This is a genomic window from Sphingomonas morindae (genome assembly GCF_023822065.1).
In the GTDB taxonomy this organism is placed as follows: Bacteria; Pseudomonadota; Alphaproteobacteria; order Sphingomonadales; family Sphingomonadaceae; genus Solisphingomonas; species Solisphingomonas morindae.
In genome coordinates, this window is record NZ_CP084930.1 from 3,141,753 (window position 1) to 3,162,344 (window position 20,592).

At 70.6% G+C, this 20,592-nt stretch carries 22 protein-coding genes and 1 tRNA gene; 16 read left to right on the forward strand and 7 right to left on the reverse strand.

The window, feature by feature from the left end; translation table 11 throughout:
- Nucleotides 1–151: 151 nt before the first annotated feature.
- The 6 genes from LHA26_RS15310 (at nt 152) to LHA26_RS15335 (ending at nt 5,032) form a co-directional block, all read left to right on the forward strand.
- Nucleotides 152–829: an energy transducer TonB gene (locus tag LHA26_RS15310; RefSeq protein ID WP_252166442.1), complete on the forward strand. Its 678-nt coding sequence runs from the start codon at nt 152–154 to the stop codon at nt 827–829.
- Nucleotides 830–895: 66 nt separating this feature from the next.
- Nucleotides 896–1,657 carry a MotA/TolQ/ExbB proton channel family protein gene (locus LHA26_RS15315; RefSeq protein ID WP_252166443.1) on the forward strand — a complete coding sequence of 254 codons (762 nt, stop codon included), beginning with the start codon at nt 896–898 and terminating at the stop codon, nt 1,655–1,657.
- Nucleotides 1,658–1,747: 90 nt separating this feature from the next.
- Entirely contained in the window at nt 1,748–2,230 is a 483-nt protein-coding gene (locus tag LHA26_RS15320) for an ExbD/TolR family protein (RefSeq protein ID WP_252166444.1), read from the forward strand.
- Between the two features lie 22 nt (nt 2,231–2,252).
- Nucleotides 2,253–2,681 (forward strand): ExbD/TolR family protein, encoded by a 429-nt coding sequence (locus tag LHA26_RS15325; protein WP_252166445.1) that lies wholly within the window; start codon nt 2,253–2,255, stop codon nt 2,679–2,681.
- A gap of 640 nt (nt 2,682–3,321) precedes the next feature.
- Nucleotides 3,322–3,633 carry a hypothetical protein gene (locus tag LHA26_RS15330; RefSeq protein WP_252166446.1) on the forward strand — a complete coding sequence of 104 codons (312 nt, stop codon included), beginning with the start codon at nt 3,322–3,324 and terminating at the stop codon, nt 3,631–3,633.
- 64 nt (nt 3,634–3,697) lie between these two features.
- On the forward strand, nt 3,698–5,032 hold the full coding sequence (locus tag LHA26_RS15335; RefSeq protein WP_252166447.1) for a M28 family peptidase: 1,335 nt from the start codon (nt 3,698–3,700) through the stop codon (nt 5,030–5,032).
- 448 nt (nt 5,033–5,480) lie between these two features.
- Here LHA26_RS15335 and LHA26_RS15340 read toward each other — a convergent pair whose 3' ends face one another.
- The 4 genes from LHA26_RS15340 to LHA26_RS15350 all read right to left on the reverse strand — a co-directional run bounded on the left by LHA26_RS15340 (nt 5,481) and on the right by LHA26_RS15350 (nt 9,150).
- Nucleotides 5,481–5,810, reverse strand: coding sequence for a helix-turn-helix domain-containing protein (locus LHA26_RS15340; RefSeq protein WP_252166448.1), 330 nt, complete (start codon nt 5,808–5,810; stop codon nt 5,481–5,483).
- 306 nt (nt 5,811–6,116) lie between these two features.
- Complete coding sequence (locus tag LHA26_RS20175; protein WP_367890724.1) at nt 6,117–6,644, reverse strand: DUF5946 family protein; 528 nt, start codon at nt 6,642–6,644, stop codon at nt 6,117–6,119.
- A gap of 369 nt (nt 6,645–7,013) precedes the next feature.
- Nucleotides 7,014–8,882 carry a methyl-accepting chemotaxis protein gene (locus LHA26_RS15345; protein ID WP_302898020.1) on the reverse strand — a complete coding sequence of 623 codons (1,869 nt, stop codon included), beginning with the start codon at nt 8,880–8,882 and terminating at the stop codon, nt 7,014–7,016.
- 178 nt (nt 8,883–9,060) lie between these two features.
- Nucleotides 9,061–9,150 (reverse strand) — tRNA-Ser (locus LHA26_RS15350).
- 187 nt (nt 9,151–9,337) lie between these two features.
- On the opposite strand from LHA26_RS15350, the gene LHA26_RS15355 reads away from it, so the two are divergent.
- The 10 genes from LHA26_RS15355 to mazG all read left to right on the forward strand — a co-directional run bounded on the left by LHA26_RS15355 (nt 9,338) and on the right by mazG (nt 18,288).
- Complete coding sequence (locus LHA26_RS15355) at nt 9,338–10,390, forward strand: lytic murein transglycosylase (RefSeq protein WP_252166450.1); 1,053 nt, start codon at nt 9,338–9,340, stop codon at nt 10,388–10,390.
- Nucleotides 10,374–11,234 carry a septal ring lytic transglycosylase RlpA family protein gene (locus LHA26_RS20180; RefSeq protein ID WP_367890725.1) on the forward strand — a complete coding sequence of 287 codons (861 nt, stop codon included), beginning with the start codon at nt 10,374–10,376 and terminating at the stop codon, nt 11,232–11,234. The genes LHA26_RS15355 and LHA26_RS20180 overlap by 17 nt, the downstream gene beginning before the upstream one ends.
- Complete coding sequence (locus tag LHA26_RS15370; protein ID WP_252166451.1) at nt 11,231–12,436, forward strand: D-alanyl-D-alanine carboxypeptidase family protein; 1,206 nt, start codon at nt 11,231–11,233, stop codon at nt 12,434–12,436. The genes LHA26_RS20180 and LHA26_RS15370 overlap by 4 nt, the downstream gene beginning before the upstream one ends.
- The gene (gene tmk / locus LHA26_RS15375; RefSeq protein ID WP_252166452.1) at nt 12,433–13,053 is read left to right on the forward strand and encodes a dTMP kinase; all 621 of its coding nucleotides are present in this window, start codon (nt 12,433–12,435) and stop codon (nt 13,051–13,053) included. The genes LHA26_RS15370 and tmk overlap by 4 nt, the downstream gene beginning before the upstream one ends.
- Before the next feature lie 4 nt (nt 13,054–13,057).
- Nucleotides 13,058–14,047 (forward strand): DNA polymerase III subunit delta', encoded by a 990-nt coding sequence (locus LHA26_RS15380; RefSeq protein ID WP_437441222.1) that lies wholly within the window; start codon nt 13,058–13,060, stop codon nt 14,045–14,047.
- Nucleotides 14,044–15,561 (forward strand): methionine--tRNA ligase, encoded by a 1,518-nt coding sequence (metG, locus tag LHA26_RS15385; protein ID WP_252166453.1) that lies wholly within the window; start codon nt 14,044–14,046, stop codon nt 15,559–15,561. Before LHA26_RS15380 ends, metG begins: the two co-directional genes overlap by 4 nt.
- Before the next feature lie 50 nt (nt 15,562–15,611).
- Entirely contained in the window at nt 15,612–16,388 is a 777-nt protein-coding gene (locus tag LHA26_RS15390) for a TatD family hydrolase (protein ID WP_252168417.1), read from the forward strand.
- Nucleotides 16,385–17,152: an MBL fold metallo-hydrolase gene (locus LHA26_RS15395; protein ID WP_252166454.1), complete on the forward strand. Its 768-nt coding sequence runs from the start codon at nt 16,385–16,387 to the stop codon at nt 17,150–17,152. Before LHA26_RS15390 ends, LHA26_RS15395 begins: the two co-directional genes overlap by 4 nt.
- Nucleotides 17,149–17,316, forward strand: coding sequence for a hypothetical protein (locus tag LHA26_RS15400; protein ID WP_252166455.1), 168 nt, complete (start codon nt 17,149–17,151; stop codon nt 17,314–17,316). Before LHA26_RS15395 ends, LHA26_RS15400 begins: the two co-directional genes overlap by 4 nt.
- 171 nt (nt 17,317–17,487) lie before the next feature.
- On the forward strand, nt 17,488–18,288 hold the full coding sequence (gene mazG / locus LHA26_RS15405; protein ID WP_252166456.1) for a nucleoside triphosphate pyrophosphohydrolase: 801 nt from the start codon (nt 17,488–17,490) through the stop codon (nt 18,286–18,288).
- A gap of 74 nt (nt 18,289–18,362) precedes the next feature.
- On the opposite strand, the gene LHA26_RS15410 is transcribed toward mazG, so the two are convergent.
- The 3 genes from LHA26_RS15410 to hfq form a co-directional block, all read right to left on the reverse strand.
- Nucleotides 18,363–18,509, reverse strand: a complete 147-nt coding sequence (locus LHA26_RS15410) for a hypothetical protein (protein WP_252166457.1) — start codon at nt 18,507–18,509, stop codon at nt 18,363–18,365.
- 85 nt (nt 18,510–18,594) lie between these two features.
- Nucleotides 18,595–19,914: a GTPase HflX gene (gene hflX, locus LHA26_RS15415; protein ID WP_252166458.1), complete on the reverse strand. Its 1,320-nt coding sequence runs from the start codon at nt 19,912–19,914 to the stop codon at nt 18,595–18,597.
- A complete protein-coding gene (gene hfq / locus LHA26_RS15420) occupies nt 19,911–20,420 on the reverse strand; it encodes an RNA chaperone Hfq (RefSeq protein WP_302898078.1) in 510 nt (169 codons plus the stop codon). The genes hflX and hfq overlap by 4 nt, the downstream gene beginning before the upstream one ends.
- Nucleotides 20,421–20,592 lie beyond the last annotated feature (172 nt).

Here is a 20,592-nt window from a genome sequence, read left to right on the forward strand (position 1 = left end):
CCAACCACTTCGTTAAGGGATGGACATAATTTCCTTCGCTGCATAGCATGAACGCACGGTCAGGGGGGCCATGCCGCTCGCAATGTTGCGCGCACGCACGGCCACTCCGTCATGCCGTAGCCTTTCGACCCCCACGGAGTGGCTCTCTTTAATGGCCTACGTCGACCAAAATCAGAGCAAGGAGAAGACGATCGCGTTCGTCGTAACGCTCGTCATCATGGCGGCCGTCGGCTACGCTTTGGTCACCGGGCTCGCCTATAATGTTATCAAAAAGGCGGCCAAGGACCTGAACGTTATCGACATCCAGGATCAGCCGCCGCCCCCGCCGGAGGAGCCGCCGCCCCCGCCGCCGGAAACGCCCAAGGTGGAGACTCCTCCGCCGCCGGTGTCGCCGCCGCCGCTGGTGCAGCCGCCCGCCGCCCCCCCACCGATCGCGACGCAGACGACGCTCAACCCGCCGCCTCCCGCGCCCCCGATCGTCGCGCCGCCCGCGCCCCCGTCTCCGCCGGCGCCCCCGGCGCGGCCGAGCCAGGCCGTCGGCGCCAAGCCGAAGGGCAGCCCGAGCGGCTGGGTGACGACCGACGATTACCCGCCGGCCGCGCTGCGTAACGAGGAGCAGGGCCGTGTCGGCTTCAAGCTCGATATCGACGGCACCGGCCGCGCGACGAACTGCACGGTGACGAGCTCGAGCGGTCATCCGGATCTCGACGACACCGCGTGCAAGCTGCTCGTGCGGCGGGCCCGTTTCTCCCCGGCGAAGGACGCCGCGGGCAACGGCATTCCCTCCGCCTACAGCAGCACCGTTGTCTGGCAGATCCCGAAGGAGTGAGGTCCGCCTCCTCCCTCGCTTCCGCGAACGCACATAACGCACAGAACCTTTAAGGAACCGACGACCATGACGACCCCCACCGCGGCCGCCCCCGGCGCCAATCCTTACGGTCTTATCCCGGCGCTCAAGGAAGGCGGGCTCATCTCGCAGTCCGTGTTCACCATCCTGGTGCTGAGCCTCGCCATCTCGATCTTCATCCTCTTCTCCAAGTGGCTGGAGCAGCAGCGCATCATCAACCAGGCGAAGAAGGTGCGCGGCAGCTTCTGGAGCTCGCCCAACCTGCGCGACGCGGCCGGCAAGCTCGACAAGAACTCGGCCTATCGTCAGATCGTCGACGACGGCCTGCTCGCCGAGGAGCAGCACCACCTGCTGACCGATCCGATCGACCAGCATGAGTGGGTGCAGAGCTCGATCTCGCGCTCGACCGCCTCGATCGGCGCCAAGCTCTCGAGCGGCCTGCCCTTCCTCGCCACCGTCGGTTCGGTCGCGCCGTTCGTCGGTCTGTTCGGCACCGTGGTCGGCATCTACCGCGCGCTGATCAAGATCGGCGCCGCCGGTCAGGCGTCGATCGACGCGGTCGCCGGTCCGGTCGGTGAGGCGCTCATCATGACCGCGCTCGGCCTGATCACCGCCGTTCCGGCCGTGCTCGCCTACAACTGGCTGCTGCGTCGTAACAAGGTCATCATGGAGGGGCTGTTCGCCTTCGCCAACGACGTCCATGGCTACATGGTCTCCGAGGGCAAGGTCCGTCCCGCCTATGGCCTGACCAAGGCCGGTCAGGCGAAGGTCGCGACCACCGCCTCGGGCGTGCAGACCACCAAGGCCTGATGCGACGTGGGGGAGCGGCGTGCGCGCCGCTCCTCCCCGACGGCGCCGCTCTCCGGGAGCGGCGCGAGATACGAGTAGGAACGACATCCGATGGCCATGAGTGTGGGCTCCGAAGGCGGAGACGACGCGCCGATGTCGGACATCAACACGACGCCGCTCGTCGACGTCATGCTGGTGCTCCTCATCATCTTCCTCATCACGGTTCCGGTTGTGATCCAGACCGTGCCGCTCAAGCTGCCGAGCGTTCGCAACGAGCCGACCACCACCAAGCCCGAGAATGTCAATCTCTCGGTCAAGGGCGGGGCCGACGGTTCCTGCGAGGTGTTCTGGGGGCAGACCAAGGTCGACTCCAAGGAGCTGATCGATCGTTCGGTCGAGAAGCTCAAGGCCGAGATCGCCAAGCAGGGTGGCCCCAACGCCGCTGGGCTCGAGCTTCCCGAGGCGCATATCCGCGGCGACGTGAACACCCCGTTCAAGTGCGTCGGCGGCGTGGTGACCAATCTGCAGCGCGCGGGCTTTGCCCGGGTTGGCTTCATCTCCGAACCGCCCCCCGGCGGCGAGGGGCGGATCTGACGATCAGAACGGAGTAGATACGATGGCAATGTCCGCAGGCACCGCCGAAGGCGAGCCGATGATGGACATCAACACGACGCCGCTGATCGACGTCATGCTTGTGCTCCTCATCATGTTCATCATCACCATCCCGATCCAGACGCACGCGGTGAAGCTGGACCTTCCGGTCAATCAGCCCAACCAGGCGCCGCCGCCGATCGATCCGGTGAAGAACAGCATCACGACCAATGCGGCGGGCCAGATCTTCTGGAACGGCACGCCGACCGACATCGTGACGCTGCGCCAATATATCGACCTGACCAAGAATATCAGTCCGGAGCCCGAGCTGCACCTGCAGCCCGACCCCAACACCCGCTACGAGGTGGTCGACAATATTCTCGCGACGGTGAAGAAGGCGCAGGCCGAGAAATTCGGCTTCGTCGGCAACGAGGCCTATTCCACCGCCTTCTAAGGGCGCGTGCGAAGTGGCGACAGGGGCGGTGGCCGATCGGCCGCCGCCCTTTTTCGTGCCCGGCGTGCAGGGATCGGGCAACGCCGGCGCAGGGCTGCCGCGCCGGCCGGTACGCGCTCGGCCGGGCGCGGGTGATCCGGTCCGGCCTTCGGGCCCGGGTGATCCTGGCCGGCGTTCGGGCGCGCGGATAAGCCCGTGGCTTGGCGCGCGGGGCTCGGCCTGCGCCGCGATCCGATCAGCCGCCCGATTTGCGGCGGCATCCGGAGAGGAAGCGGTGGCCGATCCGGCGCAGGTTTCTTCTCTCGGCTCGACGTCTTCGGTGCGATGCCCACCGCGAAGCGGGCAAGCGGGATCCGGTGCGAAGCGCGGTTCGCGCGGCTGGCGTGGCCGGAACGAGCGGGCGACAGTCCATCACGCCTCATTTGCGAAGCGCACGCCGCTTCTCGCGCGGCCCTCATCCCCGCCTGTGCGGCGCCCGTGCGGGAGCGGCGCGGCGCCCCTGCATCCGGACCATCGACGGAACGGCACGCGCGTCTCGCCCTGCGGCGCCCGCCGCGCCGCCGTGCCGCCGCTTGATTGCCGGCGCCCGCGCGCTGGGCTAGCAAGGGCCATGGCGTTGCTTTTCTCCCCGGCCCGTTGCGTGGCGCTGATCCTTGGGGTGATGCTGGCGGCGGGAGCCGGTGGCGCGCAGGCGCCGGCGCCCGGAACCTTGCGCCTCACCGAGTCCGAAAAGGCCGCGCTTCTCGCCCAGAGCGACGAGCAAGGGGTCGATGCCGCGCGGGCGGGCCTCGCGCCCTCCGACGCGCCGAGGCGCGGCGTGCATGGCGAGATGGGCGCCATGATCGGCTCCAACGGCGCCCATGCGCTCTACGGCACCGCCGCCATCCCGATTGGCCAGTCCGGCGGCGCCATCATCTCGGTCGAATCGAGCCGCTTTCCGCGCCCGCGTTGAGCCGCGCGAGACGGGCGGGCGGCCGACCATGGCGTCGCTCGGCGAAACCCCCTATCACGCGGTCATGCGTAGCGTTCTTCTCCTCGCCGCCCTGGCTGCTGCCATGCCTGCACCCGCCTTCGCCGCCGATACGGATCGCCCCGATCCCGCCGCGCTGCGCGCCACCGTGGCGCGGCTCGTGGCGTTCGGCACGCGCCACACCCTCTCCACCACCGACGCGCCCGATCGCGGCATCGGCGCGGCGCGACGCTGGGGGGCGGCGCAGTTCGCGGCGATCGGCAAGAGCTGCGGCGGCTGTCTGAGGGTCGAGACGATCGGCCGAAGCTTCACCGGCCCGCGCGCGCCCGCCGGGGTGCGGGTGGAGGATGTCCTCGCGATCCAGCGCGGCACGGGCGACCCCGCGCGGGTGATCATCGTCCAGGGCCATATCGACAGCCGCGTCAACGATGTGATGGATGCGACCAGCGATGCGCCCGGCGCCAATGATGACGGCTCCGGCGTGGCGCTGGTGCTCGAGGCCGCGCGGCTGCTCTCGAAACAGCGCTTCGACGCGACGATCGTCTATGCGCTGCTGTCGGGCGAGGAACAGGGGCTGTGGGGTGGCCAGCTGCTCGCCGAAACGGCCAAGGCGCGCGGCTGGACGGTGGCGGCGGTGCTCAACAACGACATTGTCGGCAACACGCACGGCATCGGCGGCGAGCATGTCGACAATCGCGTGCGCGTCTTTTCCGAGGGTCTGGAGGAGGCGGGCGATGCCGCCGCCGCCAAGACGCAGCGCGCGATCGGCGGCGAGGATGACGGCCGCTCGCGCAGCCTCGCCAAGGCAGTGGTTCGGATCGCCCGTGCCGAGCCGGGCATCGGGCTCGAGGTGCTCGCCATCCGCCGCCCCGATCGCTTCCAGCGCGGCGGCGATCATCTGCCCTTCCTCGCCATGGGCGTGCCGGCGGTGCGCTTCACCGAGGCCACCGAGAATTACGATCGCCAGCACCAGACTGTCCGCAAGGAAGGCGGGCGCCGCTATGGCGACACGCTGGACATGGTTGATTTCCCCTATCTGACGCGGGTGACGGCGCTGAACATGGCGGTGATCCGCGATCTGGCGCGCGCGCCCGCCCAGCCCGCCTCGGCCTCGATCAGCGGCGCGCTGAGCGATGACACCGAGGTCCGCTGGGCGGCGGTGCCGGGCGCGGCCGGCTATCGCGTCCGCTGGCGCCGGGCCGACACCGCCGACTGGAGCGACGCGCGCGACTATCCCGCCGGCACCGGCGCGGCGGTCCTGCCGCGCGTCAACATCGACGATCATTTCTTCGGCGTCTCGGCGCTGGCGCGGGACGGCTCCGAAAGCCTCGTCACCTTCGCCGGCGTCCCGCCGCGCCCGGCGTCGGGCAGCAGCCGCTAGCAGGCGATTCGCCCGAAGGTCGGACGCGCGGCCGCCGCGTAAGCGGCCATGCCGGGCTGGCCTGATCGGGCTGCGGCAGCGAGCGGCCCGGTCGGAAGGCGCGGCTTGTCTTCGCGCGAGAGCGGCGAGGCGGATACGGAGCGCCTCCGCGCGGGCTCGGTAGCCTCGTCGCCGCGCCCGGCCCCCCGGCGCCCGACATGGCCGCCAGCCGCGATCCACTTCGCGCGGCCAGCGGGGCAGGGCATATCCTTGCCGGTCCGCACGCGACGCGCGGGGCTCCGCGGCGCGCACGCGTCAGGCGGTTCTTCCGCGCGCCACCCTCTGTCCGGCGCGGTCCCGACGCCGCGGCCGGCGCGCCGCGCGGGACTGGCGGGGCATGCCGCGACGCGGCGGCCTGGTGCCGGCCGGACGGTCGCGCGGCGCGTCGCGAGGGCGCGGCGTGCGTGGCTTATTTCGGCGGGCGACCGCGCCGGGCACGGCGCGCCGCGCGGCGACTTTCCATGCGCGCCCGCGCGCGCTCGGCGGCGCGCGGACGGGATCGGGACGGCGTTGGCGGATCGGACGCATGAGGCGCGGCGGGTGGCGGCGCGAGTGCGGATGGGAACGAATGCAGACCATGGCTCATGCGCGGCGCCGGGGCATCGAGTGTCAGCCCCCTGGCGCGCGCGACGAGTGCCAGCACATCCTCGAGATCGGCCGGATCGTCGCTGATGAGCGCGGCCGCAAAGAAGGCGAGCTGATCCTCGTCGGATTCGAGAAGGCTGGCCGGATCGGTCATGGTCGGCTTGCACAAGGCTTGTCCCCCCGGATAGCCATGGATCACGCCACCATAGTTAACTCCCCCGAACCGGACCAGTGACGGGTCGCGCCGGAAAGCCGCTTCGGAGCGGGAACCGCGTCCGCTCTGGCGGTGAACTCCGCCATTCCGGAGGGGCTGTGCGATCGAGCCGACGCGATTTCGGGCGAGCCGGGCGAGCACCCGCCGCGCTCGGCGGCTCAACCGGGCGCGACCGATCCCCGCGTCCCGCCGAAGTCCGGTGGGAAGATGGTCAGATCGCACGTCGCGGCGCGCGACCGTCGCGGCTCAGAGGATCGATCGCACTGTCTGGAGGCGGCGAGGCGCACGATCCGCCAGGGCCGCGACGGCCTCAGCGTGGGGCGTCCATGCCGACCCTGGTGACCGCGCCCCGCGTTTCACGGCTTTGCGATGATCTTCGATTGTGGCAGCCCGTGCGACGTCCGCAAGCGTCACGTCGCCGAGCCGGTCCGGCGGCGGAAGCCACGTGGGGCCATCCGCGTCGGCGGTCCGCGCGCCGATGACCCGCCTCGCAAGGCCGTGTGCACGCCCGCGCGCGGACCGGATATGGCGTGGCCCGATGCGCCCGGATCGACGGGATCGATCGAGGTCGGGCGTGCCGGAGGGCTGAACAGCCTCTGCATCGACCGTCAGCCGAAGCACCTCCCGCAAAGCTGGGCTCGCATAGGCACGGGCCAGTGGCGCGTCCAAGCGTGCCCAACACCCGCGCCATGCCCCGCAATAGGGGTGGCCGTTGCCGCACACGGCCGGAAGCGTCAGCTTGCAAGCGGGGCCTATTGAGGCAGGGCCGCGCATCGGTCCTCTTGCCCGGTCAGGCCGGCTCGATCGTCTCGAAAGGATCGACGATCGGCAAGGACGCGGCCGTCTCGCATCCGTCTCGGAAAGGCGGAGCGCTAGGCGGGCAGCGTCACTCTGCAGGCAAGGCCGCTGCCGTCGCACCCGCGCACCGTCGCACCATCTCGCTCACGATCGTGTGGCGTCCGAGCGGGCGCTTTGCGGATTCCCGGTTCCACCGCCGGCCGTCTCGCGCGGAGCCGCCGCCGCGCCGACCGGCGCGGCTGCGGCTCACCCCGCGTGCAGACAGGCGGGATTGGGACCAATGGCCCGGTCCTGCCCGCCATGGCGCGCCGCACCGCCGCGCGGCGGCTTGGGCGCCACGCGGGATCAGAACTCGGTCCAGGCCTCGCTGTCCTCCGCCGTGGACAGGACGGGCGCGGCGGCCGCCACGGCGCTGGCGCGATGGCCGGCGGCGCGGGCGCGGGGCAGGGTGGTGACACGCGATCGGCTTGGCGTGACGGGTTTCGGCGCCGTCAGCGGGCGCGGCGCCGCAGTCAGGCGGAAGCGCGCGACCTCCGTCGAGAGCTGGTCCGCCTGGCCGGCGAGGCTGCGCGCTGCGGCGGTCGCCTCCTCGGCCATGGCGGCGTTCTGCTGGGTCATCGAGTCCATTTCGGACACGGCGGTGTTGACCTGGGTGAGACCGGCCGACTGAGCCTCGGCGGAGCTGGCGATCTGGCCCATCAGCCCGCTGATCTCGCCGACCGAGGCGACGATCCGGCCGAGCGCCTTGCCCGTCTCGGTGACGAGATCGACGCCGCTCGCCACCTGTTCGCCCGAGGCGGTGATCTTGGCCTTGATGTCCTTGGCGGCTTCGGCGGAGCGTTCGGCGAGCGCGCGCACCTCGGAGGCGACCACGGCGAAGCCCTTGCCGGCATCGCCCGCGCGCGCCGCCTCGACACCGGCGTTGAGCGCGAGCAAATTGGTCTGGAAGGCGATGCCGTCGATCACGCTGATGATGTCGTTGATCTCGCGCGCGGTGCGCTCGATCCCCTCCATCGCCTCGACCGCGCGCTTCACCACCTGGCCCGATTGCTCGGCCTCGCCCCGCGCGGCCTCGACCACGCCATTGGCGCGCTGGGCATCGGCGGCCGCCGCGCGCACCGTGGTGGTGACCTGCGACAAGGCCGCCGCCGTTTCCTCGAGGCTCGCCGCCTGCTGCTCGGTGCGGCTGGAGAGATCCTCGGAGGCCTGGCGGATCTCCGCCGAGCCGCTGCTGATGCCAGCCGCCGCCTCGGTAAAGGCGGCGAGCGTGGCGTTGAGCGCGTCGAGCGCGCCATTATAGTCGCTCTTGAGCTGGGCGAAGACGCCTTGCAGCTCGGCGGTGACGCGATAGGTGAGATCGCCGCGCGACAGCGCGTCGAGCCCGCTGCCGATGCTCGTCACGATCAGCTGCGCCTGTTCCGCCTTGGCCTGCTCCGCCGCCGCCAGCTGATCGCGCAGCCGTTCCGACGCCTGCACCAGCTGGCCGACCTCGTCGGTCCGTTCGCTGAGCGCGAGCCGGAAATGCATGTCGCCCCGGGCCAGCGCCGCCAGCCCATCGGTCACCTGGCGCATCGGCGTGGCGATGCCGCGCACGAGCAGCACGAACATGGCGATGCACAGGCCGCCCACGGCGAGGCTCGCGATCACGATGATCGTGCGCGCCGCATCGGCCTGACCCTGCGCCTCGGCGACGAGATCGGTCATGATCTGGGCCTGCCGCGCCTGGACGGCGGCGATCGTGTCGTTGAGATTGTCATACAGCGCCCGGTCGGCGCGGAAGGCGGCCAGCGCCTCGGGGATCTGGTGGCGTCGCCACAGCGCGAGGCTCGCGTCCGACTTCGCGACATAGGCGAAATAATGCTCCTGATAGGTGCGCAGGAGCTTGCGGAGCTGGGGATCGGTGGTGCGGGACTGAAGCCAGGCCAGACGCTCGGTGATGCGGGCGCGCAATACCCTCAAGGCCGCGTCGGCCTGGGCGAGCTGGACGGGGTTGGTGAGCAGGAAGTGCGCGCCTTCTGCCACGCGCATATCGGACGTGGCGACATCGATCGCGGCCGACGCGGCGACCCGGGCGCGCTTCTCGCCCCCCAGCTCGGCGGCGGTCCCCGCCACGCTGCCAAGGCGCGAGACGGACAAGATGCTGACCGCTCCAAAGACCAGGAGCATGACGCCGAAGCAAAGCATAAGCTTCCGCGATATAGACAGATTATTCACGCGCGCCGCTCCTTTGATCGAAATCGCAAGCCGCGTTTCTAGCAATCGGCGCCTTAGAAGATGTAAGCCAAGCCCTGTGAGAGTCCCTAAGCGCGCACCTAGGAATTCTACAGGTGCGCAATCCCTTGGCCTGAATTCTGGGGGCGGGGCGGGGCGGCCGGCGGGCGGCGGGCGGCGCTGGCGGACAGGGTGGGATTCGAACCCACGGTGAGCGTGAACCCACGGCGGTTTTCAAGACCGCTGCCTTAAACCACTCGGCCACCTGTCCGGCGGCGTGGCGATAGCAGGCGCGGCGGGGGCTCGCGAGGGGAAAAGCGCGGCCGTCGCCGCCGCGTGCCGTGCCGGCGGCGCGACGAGCCGGGCTGACGCCGCAGGCCGGCTGTGCCAGAAGCGGGCTCCAGAGCGGAGGTGCGGGCTTGCCAGGGTTGAACAGCGGGAGCGTGTGGCGGGCGGGGATGAGCGCGGCCTGTCTGGCGATAGCGGCGGCGGCGACGCCGCTCGCGGCGCAGTTCGCCGAACCGGCGCCGCTCGCGGCCGACCAGAGCGGCTTCGCGGCGTATCTGCGGCAGGTACGGACGCGCGCGATCGCCGCCGGGGTGCGGGCGACCACGCTCGATCAGGTGCTGCCGACGCTCACGCTCAATCCGCGCGTCATCGCGCTCGACCAGTCGCAGCCCGGCGGCACGCCGAGCGGCGGGGCGGCGCCCGCGCCGGCGGCGCCGGCCTTCGCGCCCTATCGCGCCAAACATGTCTCGCCCGATCTGATCGCGCGCGGCCGCGCGGCCTATCAGCGCGTGCGCGGCCCGCTGGCGCGGATCAGCGCCGAAACCGGCGTGCCCCCCGGCATCATGCTGGCGATCTGGGGGCAGGAGACCAATTATGGCGGCTATACCGGCAATTTCGATCTGATCCGCTCGCTGGCGACCCTGGCCTATGAAGGGCGGCGGCGGCCGCTGTTCGAGGCGGAGCTGATCGCCACGCTGCAACTGCTCGATCGCGGCATCCCGCGCGGCCAGCTCGTCGGCAGCTGGGCCGGCGCCACGGGCTATCCGCAATTCCTGCCTTCGGTCTATCTGCGCCTCGCGCGCGACGGCGATGGCGATGGCAAGGCGGATATCTGGACCAGCCCGGCCGATGCGCTCGCCTCGATCGGCAATTATCTGGTCAATGCGGGATGGCGCGCCGGCCAGCCCTGGGCGGTGGAGGCGGAGGTGCCGGCGACGCTCGATCGCGCCGCGCTCGCCTCGCGCCTAATCAGCCCGCGCTGTCCGCGCGTCCATGCCCGTCATTCGCGCTGGCTGACGATGCGCGAATGGCGCGCGCTCGGCGTGCGCCAGATCGCGGGCGGGGCGGTGCCCGACGAGGCGCAGGCGAGCCTGATCGAGCCCGACGGGCCGGGCCAGCCCGCCTATCTGGCGCTCGGCAATTATCGCGTGATCCTCGATTATAACTGCTCCAACTTCTATGCGCTTTCGGTGGGGCTGCTCGCGGATGCGGTGGCGGGCTGAAGCGCGGCGCGGCGCCGCCCTTCTCGTCGCGCTGCTGCTCGCGGGCTGCGGCGGCGGCGTCCACCAGCTGGTGGCGGACACGCCCGTCCGGCTCGGCCGCCCCTATGCAGTGGCCGGCCGCCTCTACGTGCCCGCGGACGATCGCGGCTATGACACGATCGGCGAGGCCAGCTGGTACGGCAGTCGCGAGCAGGGCCGTCCGACCGCCAATGGCGAACGCTTCGACAAGCGTCGCGCCAGCGCCGCGCACACCACTTTGCCCTTGCCCTCCTATGTGGAGGTGACCCGGCTCGACACGGGCGAGCGCATGCTGGTGCGGATCAACGATCGCGGCCCGTTCGCGCGCGATCGCGTGCTCGATCTCAGCCGCGAGGCGGCGCGCGCGCTCGGCATCGAGCGGATGGGCCGCGCGCTGGTGCGGGTGCGCCGGGTGCAGCCGAGCGCGGACCAGCGCAAGCAGCTGCGGCGGGGCTATCCGGTGATGCTCGCGCGGGTGACGCCCACCGCCTCGCCGCTGGGCACGGGGCCGGCGCCGCGCCTGCCGTCCCCCGCGCCGATCATGCCCCTGCCCTATGCCGCGCCCGCGCCAGCGCCCTATGCCGCGCCTCCCGCGGCGCCCGCCAGCGCCACCCCCGCCGATGCCGATGCGGCGGACGCGCTCGCCTCCGCGCTGTCCGGCGAAGCGGGGCGGGTGGAGGCGACGGGCGGCGGCTATCGCGTCGTCACCGGCCCCTATCCCGATGACGCGAGCCGCGCGGCGGCGCTGGCGCGGCTGCGCGCGCGCGGCTATCAAGGCGCGGTTCTTCTCGACCAGACCTTATCAGACGGAACGACACCCCCATGAAGCTTGCCTCCGGTATCGCGTTCGCCCCGCTCCTCGCGCTGACGGCGACCGCCGTGGCCGCGCCGCCGCCGTTCGAGACGCCCGCGCCCGTGGCCTTCATGGAAGATCTGAGTTCGGGCGCCATTCTCTTCGCCAAGCAGCCCGATTACCGGATGCCGCCGGCCTCGATGGCGAAGATGATGACGGTCTATGTCGCGTTCGGCCTGATCAAGAGCGGCCAGCTCAAGCTCGACCAGAAATTCACCGTGCGGCCCGAAACCTGGCAGCGCTGGCACGGGCCGCAGGCGGGCTCGACCATGTTCCTCTCGCCCGGCGAGCAGGTTTCGGTGTCGGACCTGCTGGCCGGCATCATCACCCTCTCGGGCAATGACGCCTGTGTCGTTCTGGCGGAGGGCATCGCCGGCACCGAACCGGCCTTCGTCAACCTGATGAACCAGCAGCGCGAGGCGCTGGGCATGCGCAACAGCAATTTCGGCACCGCCAATGGCTGGCCCGACAATGGCGTCACCTATGTCACCGCGCGCGATCTCGCGACCCTCGCGGCGGCTACGATCCGGGACTATCCGGATCTCTACAAGCAGTTCTACTCCAAGCCCAATTTCACCTGGGGCAAGACGATGGGCGGCGCCGCCATCACCCAGGACAATCGCGATCCGCTGCTCGGCCGCGTGGCCGGCGCCGACGGGCTGAAGACCGGCCATACCGAGGAGGCCGGCTATGGCTTCACCGGCTCGGCGGAGCAGAATGGGCGGCGGCTGGTGATCGTGCTGGCGGGCATGCACAGTGTGAACGAGCGCATCCAGCAATCGGTCGCCTTCATGAACTGGGGCTTCTCCGCGTGGCGCGCGCGCCCGCTCTTCGCCAAGGGCAAGCGCGTGACGACCGCCGAGGTGCAGGGCGGCGGCACCAGCAGCGTCGGCCTGGTCGCGCCGCGCGATCTCGCCGTCACCGTGCCGCTCGGCGCCGCCGCGCCCGGCGGCATTCTCGGCCAGAAGGCGCAGATCCCCGCGCCGCCGATGAAGGTTGTGTATGACGGCCCGATCAAGGCGCCGATCAAGGCGGGCCAGCATATCGCCGATCTCGTCGTGCAGGGCGATACGGGCCAGCAGGTGATGCCGCTGGTGGCCGAGAATGATGTGGGCGAGGCGGGCTTCTTCGGTCGCGTCTGGGCCTCGCTCAAGGCGCTGCTCGGGCTCGCGTGAGCGGCCGCTTCATCACGCTGGAAGGCGGGGAGGGCGTCGGCAAGTCAACCCAGGCGCGGGCGCTGGCGCAGGCGCTCCGCGCGCGCGGCCATGACGTCGTGGAGACGCGCGAGCCGGGCGGCAGTGCCGGCGCCGAGGCGATCCGCGCGCTGCTGCTGGAGGGCGCGGGCGATCGCTGGACGCCCGGCGCCGAGGCGCTGCTCTTCGCCGCCGCCCGCGCCGATCATGTCGCGCGCACCATCAAGCCCGCGCTCGCGGCGGGCGCCTGGGTGGTGTGCGACCGCTTCCTCGACAGTTCGCTCGCCTATCAGGGCGCGGCGGACGGGATCGGCGCGGACCGGCTGCGCGTGCTGCACGAGGTCGGCGCCTCGGGGCTGATGCCCGATCGCACCCTGTTGCTGCTGCTGCCTGAAGCCGAGGCGCTGGCCCGGGCCACGCGGCGCGACGGCGCGGAGGGCGATCGCTTCGGCGCGCGCGATGCGGCCTATCATGCCGCGGTGACGCGCGCCTTCCGCGCGCTGGCCGAGGCCGAGCCGGCGCGGATCCGCCCGATCGCCGCCGATGGCGCGCCCGAGGCGGTGACCGCGCGGCTGCTCGCCGCGCTGGACGGGCTGTGAGGCGATGATGCGGCTGTTTGGCCAGGATGCGCAGATCGCCGCCTTCCGCGAGGCCTGGGCGAGCGGGCGGATGCACCATGGCTGGCTGCTCGCGGGCGATGCGGGGCTGGGCAAGGCCAGCTTCGCCCAGGCCGCGGCGGTGCGCCTTCTGGCCGAGGCGGCCGGGCCGCCGATCGCCGCGCCGGGGCTGGAAACGCCGGAGGATCACCGCATCGCGCGGCTGGTCGCGGCGGGCAGCCACCCCGATCTGATGCGGCTGGAGCGCCTCTATCGCGACAAGACCAAGGACCAGGCACGCTCGATCACGGTGGATCAGGTGCGCGGGCTCGGCCGGCTTTTCGCCACCGCGCCGAGCTTCTCGCCGTGGCGCGTGGTGATCGTCGACGCGGCGGACGATCTCGAGCGGCCCGGCGCCAATGCCCTGCTCAAGCTGCTCGAGGAGCCGCCGCCGCACTCGCTCTTCCTGCTCGTGTCGCATGCGCCCGCGCGGCTGCTGCCGACCATCCGATCGCGCTGCCGCGTGCTGCGCTTCACCCCCTTGCCGCCGCCCGCCATGGCGGCGGCGCTGCGCCAGGCGCTGCCCGAGGCGGAGGCCGCCGAGATCGACACTTTGGTGGCGGTGGGCGAGGGCGCGCCCGGCCGGGCGGTGCGCTATGCCGGGCTGGACGTCGCCGCGCTCGACGCCGCGATGGCGGCGATCCTCGCTGAGGGCGACCGCGACAATGGCGGCCGCGCGGCGCTGGCACGGGCGCTTTCGTCCAAGGCCGCGCAGCCGCGCTACGAGCTGTTCCTCGAGCGGGTGCCGCAGCGCATCGCGACGGCGGCGCGCACCCGGCGCGGCCCGGCGCTTGCCGCCGCGCTGGAAGCATGGGAGAAGGCGCGCGACCTGGCCGGGAGCGCGGTGCGCCTCTCGCTCGATCCCCAGGCGACGGTGTTCGAGCTTGCCGGGTTGCTCGCGTCGCTCCAGCCCAGCGAGCCCGACAGCCGGCGATGACCAAGCCCTTCTACATCACCACCGCGATCAGCTACCCCAATGGCCGCCCCCATGTCGGCCACGCCTATGAGGCGATCGCCACCGATGCGATCGCGCGCTGGCGGCGGCTGGAAGGGCGGCCCGTGCGCTTCCTCACCGGCACCGACGAGCATGGCCTCAAAATGGCCCAGGCGGCGCGTGCCCGCGGCCTCACGCCGCGCCAGCTCGCGGATGAAATGTCCGCCAGTTTCAAGGCGATGGCTGATCAGTTGACGATCAGCTATGATCGTTTCATCCGCACCACCGATGCCGATCACTATGCCGCCTCGGCGGAATTGTGGCGGCGCATGGCGGCCAATGGCGACATCTATCTGGGCCGCTACGAAGGCTGGTATTCGGTCCGCGACGAGGCCTTTTACGGCGAGGAGGAGCTGATCGCCGGCGCCGTGGGCGAGCGGCTTTCGCCGCAGGGCACGCCGGTGGAATGGACGGTGGAGGAAAGCTGGTTCTTCCGCCTGTCCGCCTATCAGGACCGGCTGCTCGCCCATTACGCCGCGCATCCCGATTTCATCCAGCCCGAGGCGCGCCGCAACGAGGTGATCCGCTTCGTCGAGGGCGGGCTGGCCGATCTCTCGATCTCGCGCACCAGCTTCGACTGGGGCGTGCCCGTGCCCGACAGCCCCGGCCATGTCATGTATGTCTGGGTGGACGCGCTCACCAATTATCTCACCGGCGCGGGCTGGCCCGCCGATCCGGCGCTCGCCGAACGCTGGTGGCCGGCCGATATCCACATCATCGGCAAGGATATCGTCCGCTTCCACGCGGTCTATTGGCCGGCCTTTCTGATGGCCGCCGGGGTGGCGCTGCCCAAGGCCGTCTTCGGCCACGGCTTTCTGCTGAACCGTGGCGAGAAGATGTCGAAATCGACGGGCAACGTCATCGATCCGGCCGCAATGGCGGAGCGCTACGGCGTCGACGGGCTGCGCTACTTCCTGCTGCGCGAGGTGAGCTTCGGCCAGGACGGCAGCTATTCGGACGACGCCATCGTCACCCGGATCAACGCCGATCTCGCCAACGGCCTCGGCAATCTCGCCCAGCGCTGCCTGTCGATCATCGCCAAGCAATGCGCGGGGCGGGTGCCCGCGCCGGGCACCGCGTCCGGGCCGGACCTTGGCGGGCTCGCCGCGCGCATCGGCCAGGCGATGGACGCGCTCCAGCTCAACCGCGCGCTGGAGATCGTGTGGGAAGGGGTAAGCGAGGCCAATCGCTGGTTCGCCGATCAGGCGCCCTGGGCGCTCCGCAAGACCGATCCCGCCGCCGCCGACGCGGTCCTCTACGCCACCGCCGAGGCGGTGCGCCAGCTCGCCATCCTTGTGCGCTGGGCGATACCGGGCGCGGCCGACGCGCTGCTGGACCAGCTGGGTCAGGCCGAGGATGCGCGGGATCTCGCCGCGCTGGCGGTGCCGCTGACGCCGGGCATCGCGCTCCCGCCACCGCAGGGCGTCTTCCCCCGGCTGGAACCCGCGCCGGCCTGATCGGCGTGCGGCGGCTTGGCTTGCGCGGCCGGGCGGCCTATCTGCCGGCCATGCTTGTCGACAGCCATTGCCATCTCGATTACCCCAAGCTGGTGGAACGCCAGGCCGAGGTGCTCGCCACCGCGCGCGCGGCCGGCGTCACCACCATGCTCAACATCGCCACGCGCCAGCACGAATGGCCGACGATCATCGCCACGGCGGAGCGCGAGCCCGATGTTTGGGCGTCGATCGGCGTCCATCCGCATGAGGCCGATGCGCATCCCGATGTCGACACGCGCACGCTGGTGGACGCCGCCGCGCATCCGCGCGTGATCGGCATCGGCGAGACGGGGCTCGACTTTTTCTACGATCACAGCGATCGCGAGCGCCAGCGCCGCAGCTTCCGCGCGCACATCGCCGCCGCCCGCGAGACCGGCCTGCCGCTCATCATCCACACCCGCGACGCGGAGGACGACACCGCCGCGATCCTGGCGGAGGAAATGGGGAAGGGCGGCTTCCCGGCGCTGATCCACTGCTTCACCGCCTCGCAGAATTTTGCCGACCGTGTGATCGCGCTCGGCTTGTCCATCTCGATCTCGGGGATCGTCACCTTCAAAAATGCGGCGGCGCTGCAGGCGACGGCGCGCACCATCCCGGCCGACCGGCTGCTGATCGAGACCGACGCGCCGTTCCTCGCCCCGGTGCCGCATCGCGGCAAGCCGTGCGAGCCCGCCATGGTGGCGGACACGGCGCGCTTCCTGGCCGGGCTGCGTGGCGTCGAGACTTCCGAGCTGATCGCGACAACGGCCGCCAACTTCTTCAACTTGTTCACGAAAGCAAAAGCATGAGGATCAGGATGCTGGGCTCGGGCACGTCCTCGGGCGTGCCGCGGATCGGCAATGACTGGGGCGCCTGCGATCCCAACGAGCCCAAGAACCGCCGCCGCCGGGCCTCGATCATCGTCGAGACCGACCAGACCCGCATCCTTGTCGACACCACGCCGGATCTGCGCGAGCAGCTGCTCGATGCGCGCGCGAGCCGCTTCGACGCGGTGATCTGGACGCACGATCACGCCGACCACACCCATGGCATCGACGATCTGCGCCAGATCGTGATCCTCAACCGCGCCGCGCTGGAAGGCTATGCGCGGCCGGCGACGCTCAAATCACTCCAGGAGCGTTTCTACTACGCCTTCGCGGGCAAGGATGGCTATCCGCCGACCGTGCGCGCGCATGAGCTGCCCGATGATTTCATGATCGGCGATATCCGCGTGCGCGCCACGGATCAGCCCCACGGCAACATCCAGAGCGCCGGGCTGCGCTTCGACTGGAATGGCTATTCGGCAGCCTATGCCACGGATTTCAACGCGCTGACGGACGAAATGGCGGCGCTCTACAAGGGCGTTCATGTCTGGATCCTCGATGCGCTGCGCCGCAAGCCGCATCCGACGCATCCCACGGTGGACCAGGCATTGGGCTGGATCGGGCGGCTAAAGCCCGATCTCGCGGTGCTGATGCACATGGACAACAGCATGGACTATCGCACCTTGTGCGCGGAGCTGCCGGATCATGTCAGGCCCGGCTATGACGGCATGGAACTGGATTTCGCGTGACCGGGGATCAGGCCGCCGGCATCGTCGCGCTGCTGGGCGCGCTGGTGCTGGTGGGCGCGCGCGTGTCCGGACGAGGGCTGCCACGCGGCCGTCTGCTACGCTACGGGCTGATCTGGGCGGGCCTGTTCAGCGCCTGCTTCATCGTTGCCCTTTACATAATGTAGCTTATCACACCTTTGTATGTGGATCGCGGGTGGCATTCCCCTACGCCCCCTGTTGATGGCGTCGGCGGTGCGCCGAGAGACTAAAGCGAGCCCATCGGCGCTTCTCGCAATGGCCCGTCGCCGTGCCGCCTGCTAGGGCCGTGCATCGCCATCATCATGGACATGCCTCTTATGACCCCGCCTTCTTCCGCCACCGCCATGCCGAGCGGCACGGCCGAGGCCATCCAGCGGCTGGTCGCCATCATGGCGCGGCTGCGCGATCCCGAGAGCGGCTGCGCCTGGGACGTGGCGCAGGATTTCGCATCGATCGCGCCCTACACGATCGAGGAAGCCTATGAGGTGGCCGACGCGATCGCGCGCGGCGACATGGAGGATCTCAAGGGCGAGCTGGGCGATCTTCAGCTGCAGGTCGTGTTCCATGCGCGGATGGCCGAGGAAGCCGGCCACTTCACTCTGGCCGATGTGATCGACACGATCGCCCGCAAGATGGAGGCGCGCCACCCGCATATCTTCGGCGCGGCGCCCGCGACCGATGCGGCGGGCGTGCGCGCGTCTTGGGAGACGATCAAGGCCGAGGAGCGCGCCGCGCGGCGGGAGACCGGCGCGCTGGACGGCGTCGCCCTGGGTCTGCCCGCGCTGCTGCGCGCCGAAAAGCTCCAGCGACGCGCCGCGCGCGTCGGCTTCGACTGGCCTGATGCGGCCGGGCCGCGCGCGAAGGTGGCCGAGGAATGGGCGGAACTGGATGCCGCCGCTTCCCCCGAGGCGCGGCTCGAGGAGTTCGGCGATCTGCTCTTCGCCATGGTCAATTATGCCCGCCATGTCGGGATCGATGCCGAGGCGGCGCTGCGCGCGGCCAACGCCAAGTTCGAGCGGCGCTTCAAAGCGATGGAACAGCGCGCGCCGGAGGATTTCGCAACCCTCCCGCTCGCGGCCCAGGAAGCCCTGTGGCAGGCCGTCAAGGACGCCGAATAAGCGCTTCACACAAATAGCATTCCGCCCGCCACATCCGGCGGCGTGCGCGGGCGGAAGCCTGGTGCTTTGGGAGATCAGCCGCGCGCGGCGGCATCCCCTTCCTTGCCGGGCGCCGGGCTCGCCTTGGGCGTCGTGGCGCCATGATCCGCTTCGCTCTTGCGCTTGACGAGCTTCAGGTCGGTCTTGTTGCAGCCGAGATCGCTATCCGCATCGCTTGTCATACACTCGCTCTCCACATGCGGGCCGGCTCTATGGCCGGCTCCGACGCGAAGGCTGGCATGGTTTGATGCGATATGACAAGCGCTTTCACTCGCCGGCCGGTTCGGCCCGCGTCTCCTCCCCGCGCGCGCCGAAGCGCGCCCAGTCGGCCTCCGAGAGGCGCACGTCCAGCTCCACCGCGGTCTCGCCGTCGCACCGCGCCAGCACCTCGCCATGCTGGTGGAGCCAGGCGATGGCGGCGCCATCGGCCGGATCGAGCGCCAGATGATGGACGCGCGCGCCCCGGTTGAGCCGATCGGCGAGCGCGCGGCCGAGCCCGTCCACCCCCTCCCCGGTCAGCGCCGAGACGGTCACGACATCGTCGCGCCGCGCCGCCTCGGCCAGCACCGCCTCGCGCGCCTCCTCGTCGAGCGCGTCGATCTTGTTCCACGCCTCAAGCACCGGCACGCCATCGGGCCCGGTGGCGCCGATCTCGGTCAGCACATGATCGACATCGCCCGCCTGCGCCTCGCTATCGGGATGGGCGATGTCGCGGACATGGACGATGATATCGGCGGTCGTCACCTCCTCAAGCGTGGCGCGGAACGCCGCGACCAGCTGGGTCGGCAGATCCGACACGAAGCCCACCGTGTCGGACAGGATCGCCTTGTCGATGCCGGGCAGGCGGATGTGCCGCATGGTCGGATCCAGCGTCGCGAAGAGCAGATCCTGCGCCATCACCTCCGCGCCGGTCATGCGGTTGAACAGCGTCGACTTGCCAGCATTGGTATAGCCGACCAGCGCCACCACCGGCCAGGGCGCGCGGCGGCGCCGCTCGCGGTGCAGGCCGCGCGTGCGGCTGACCTGATCCAGCTCGCGCCGCAGCTTGGCCATGCGATCGCGGATCATCCGCCGGTCCGCCTCGATCTGGGTCTCGCCGGGACCGCCGAGAAAGCCGAAGCCGCCGCGTTGCCGCTCGAGATGGGTCCAGGAGCGCACCAGCCGGCCCGCCTGGTAATCCAGATGCGCCAGCTCCACCTGCAGCCGCCCCTCGGCCGTGGCGGCGCGCTCGCCGAAAATCTCCAGGATCAGGCCGGTCCGGTCGATCACCTTGGCGCCCAGCGCTTTCTCGAGATTGCGCTGCTGGATCGGCGTGACCGCCGCGTCCACCACCACCAGCTCGGCTTCGGCAAGCCGCACCTGTTCGGCCAGATGCTCCACCTGGCCCGCACCGATCAGCGTGGCGGCCTTGGGCGCGCGCAGCCGGAAGCCGATCTTCTCGACCACGTCGAGATGGATGGCGCGGGCGAGCCCGGCCGCCTCGTCCAGCCGCGCCTCGGTGGAGCGGCTGTGCGCGCCGATCTCCGGCAGCACGACCAGCGCCCGCCCGCCGCGGGCGAAGCCGTCCTCGCGCTGGAAGCCGCTCAATCCTCGTCCTCGTCTTCGTCGCTGTCCGCGAGATTGACGGGATGCAGGGGCTGGATGGTGGAGATGGCGTGCTTGTACACCAGCTGGCTCATGCCATCGCGGCGGAGCAGCAGGCAGAAGAGATCATAGGCGGCCACTTCGCCCTGGAGCATGACGCCATTGACGAGGAACATGGTGACGGGCTCGGCGGCGTTGCGCACGGCGGTGAGGAAAATCTCCTGCAGCAGCGTGGCGCGCTTGTTCTCGGCGAACGCCTTTTCGATCGGCGCGAGATCGACCGGATGCGCGGGCATGACCGTGGAGATGGCGTGCTTGTAGATCAGCTGCGACTGACCGTCGCGGCGGAGCAGCACGGAAAAATTGTCGAACCAGGTGATGATGCCCTGCAGCTTCACCCCCTTGACCAGGAACATCGTCACCGGGGTCTTCGACTTACGCAGCGAATTCAGGAACATATCCTGAAGGTTGTTGGGCTTTTCGGCCATGGAACCGTGTCTCCGGTCAATTGGCGGGGCATTGCCCGCAGGTACGCCGTTCGATGGCGTTCGTGCCCCCGCCTTTTGCGGGGGCGTTCCGCCATGTAGTGGCTTGGCCGCGGCGCGGCAACCGGGCGGGCGCCGCCTTGGCCCTTGCCGCCTCGCGCGCGGGCGCACGCGCGGGGTGGCGCTGGCGGACCGC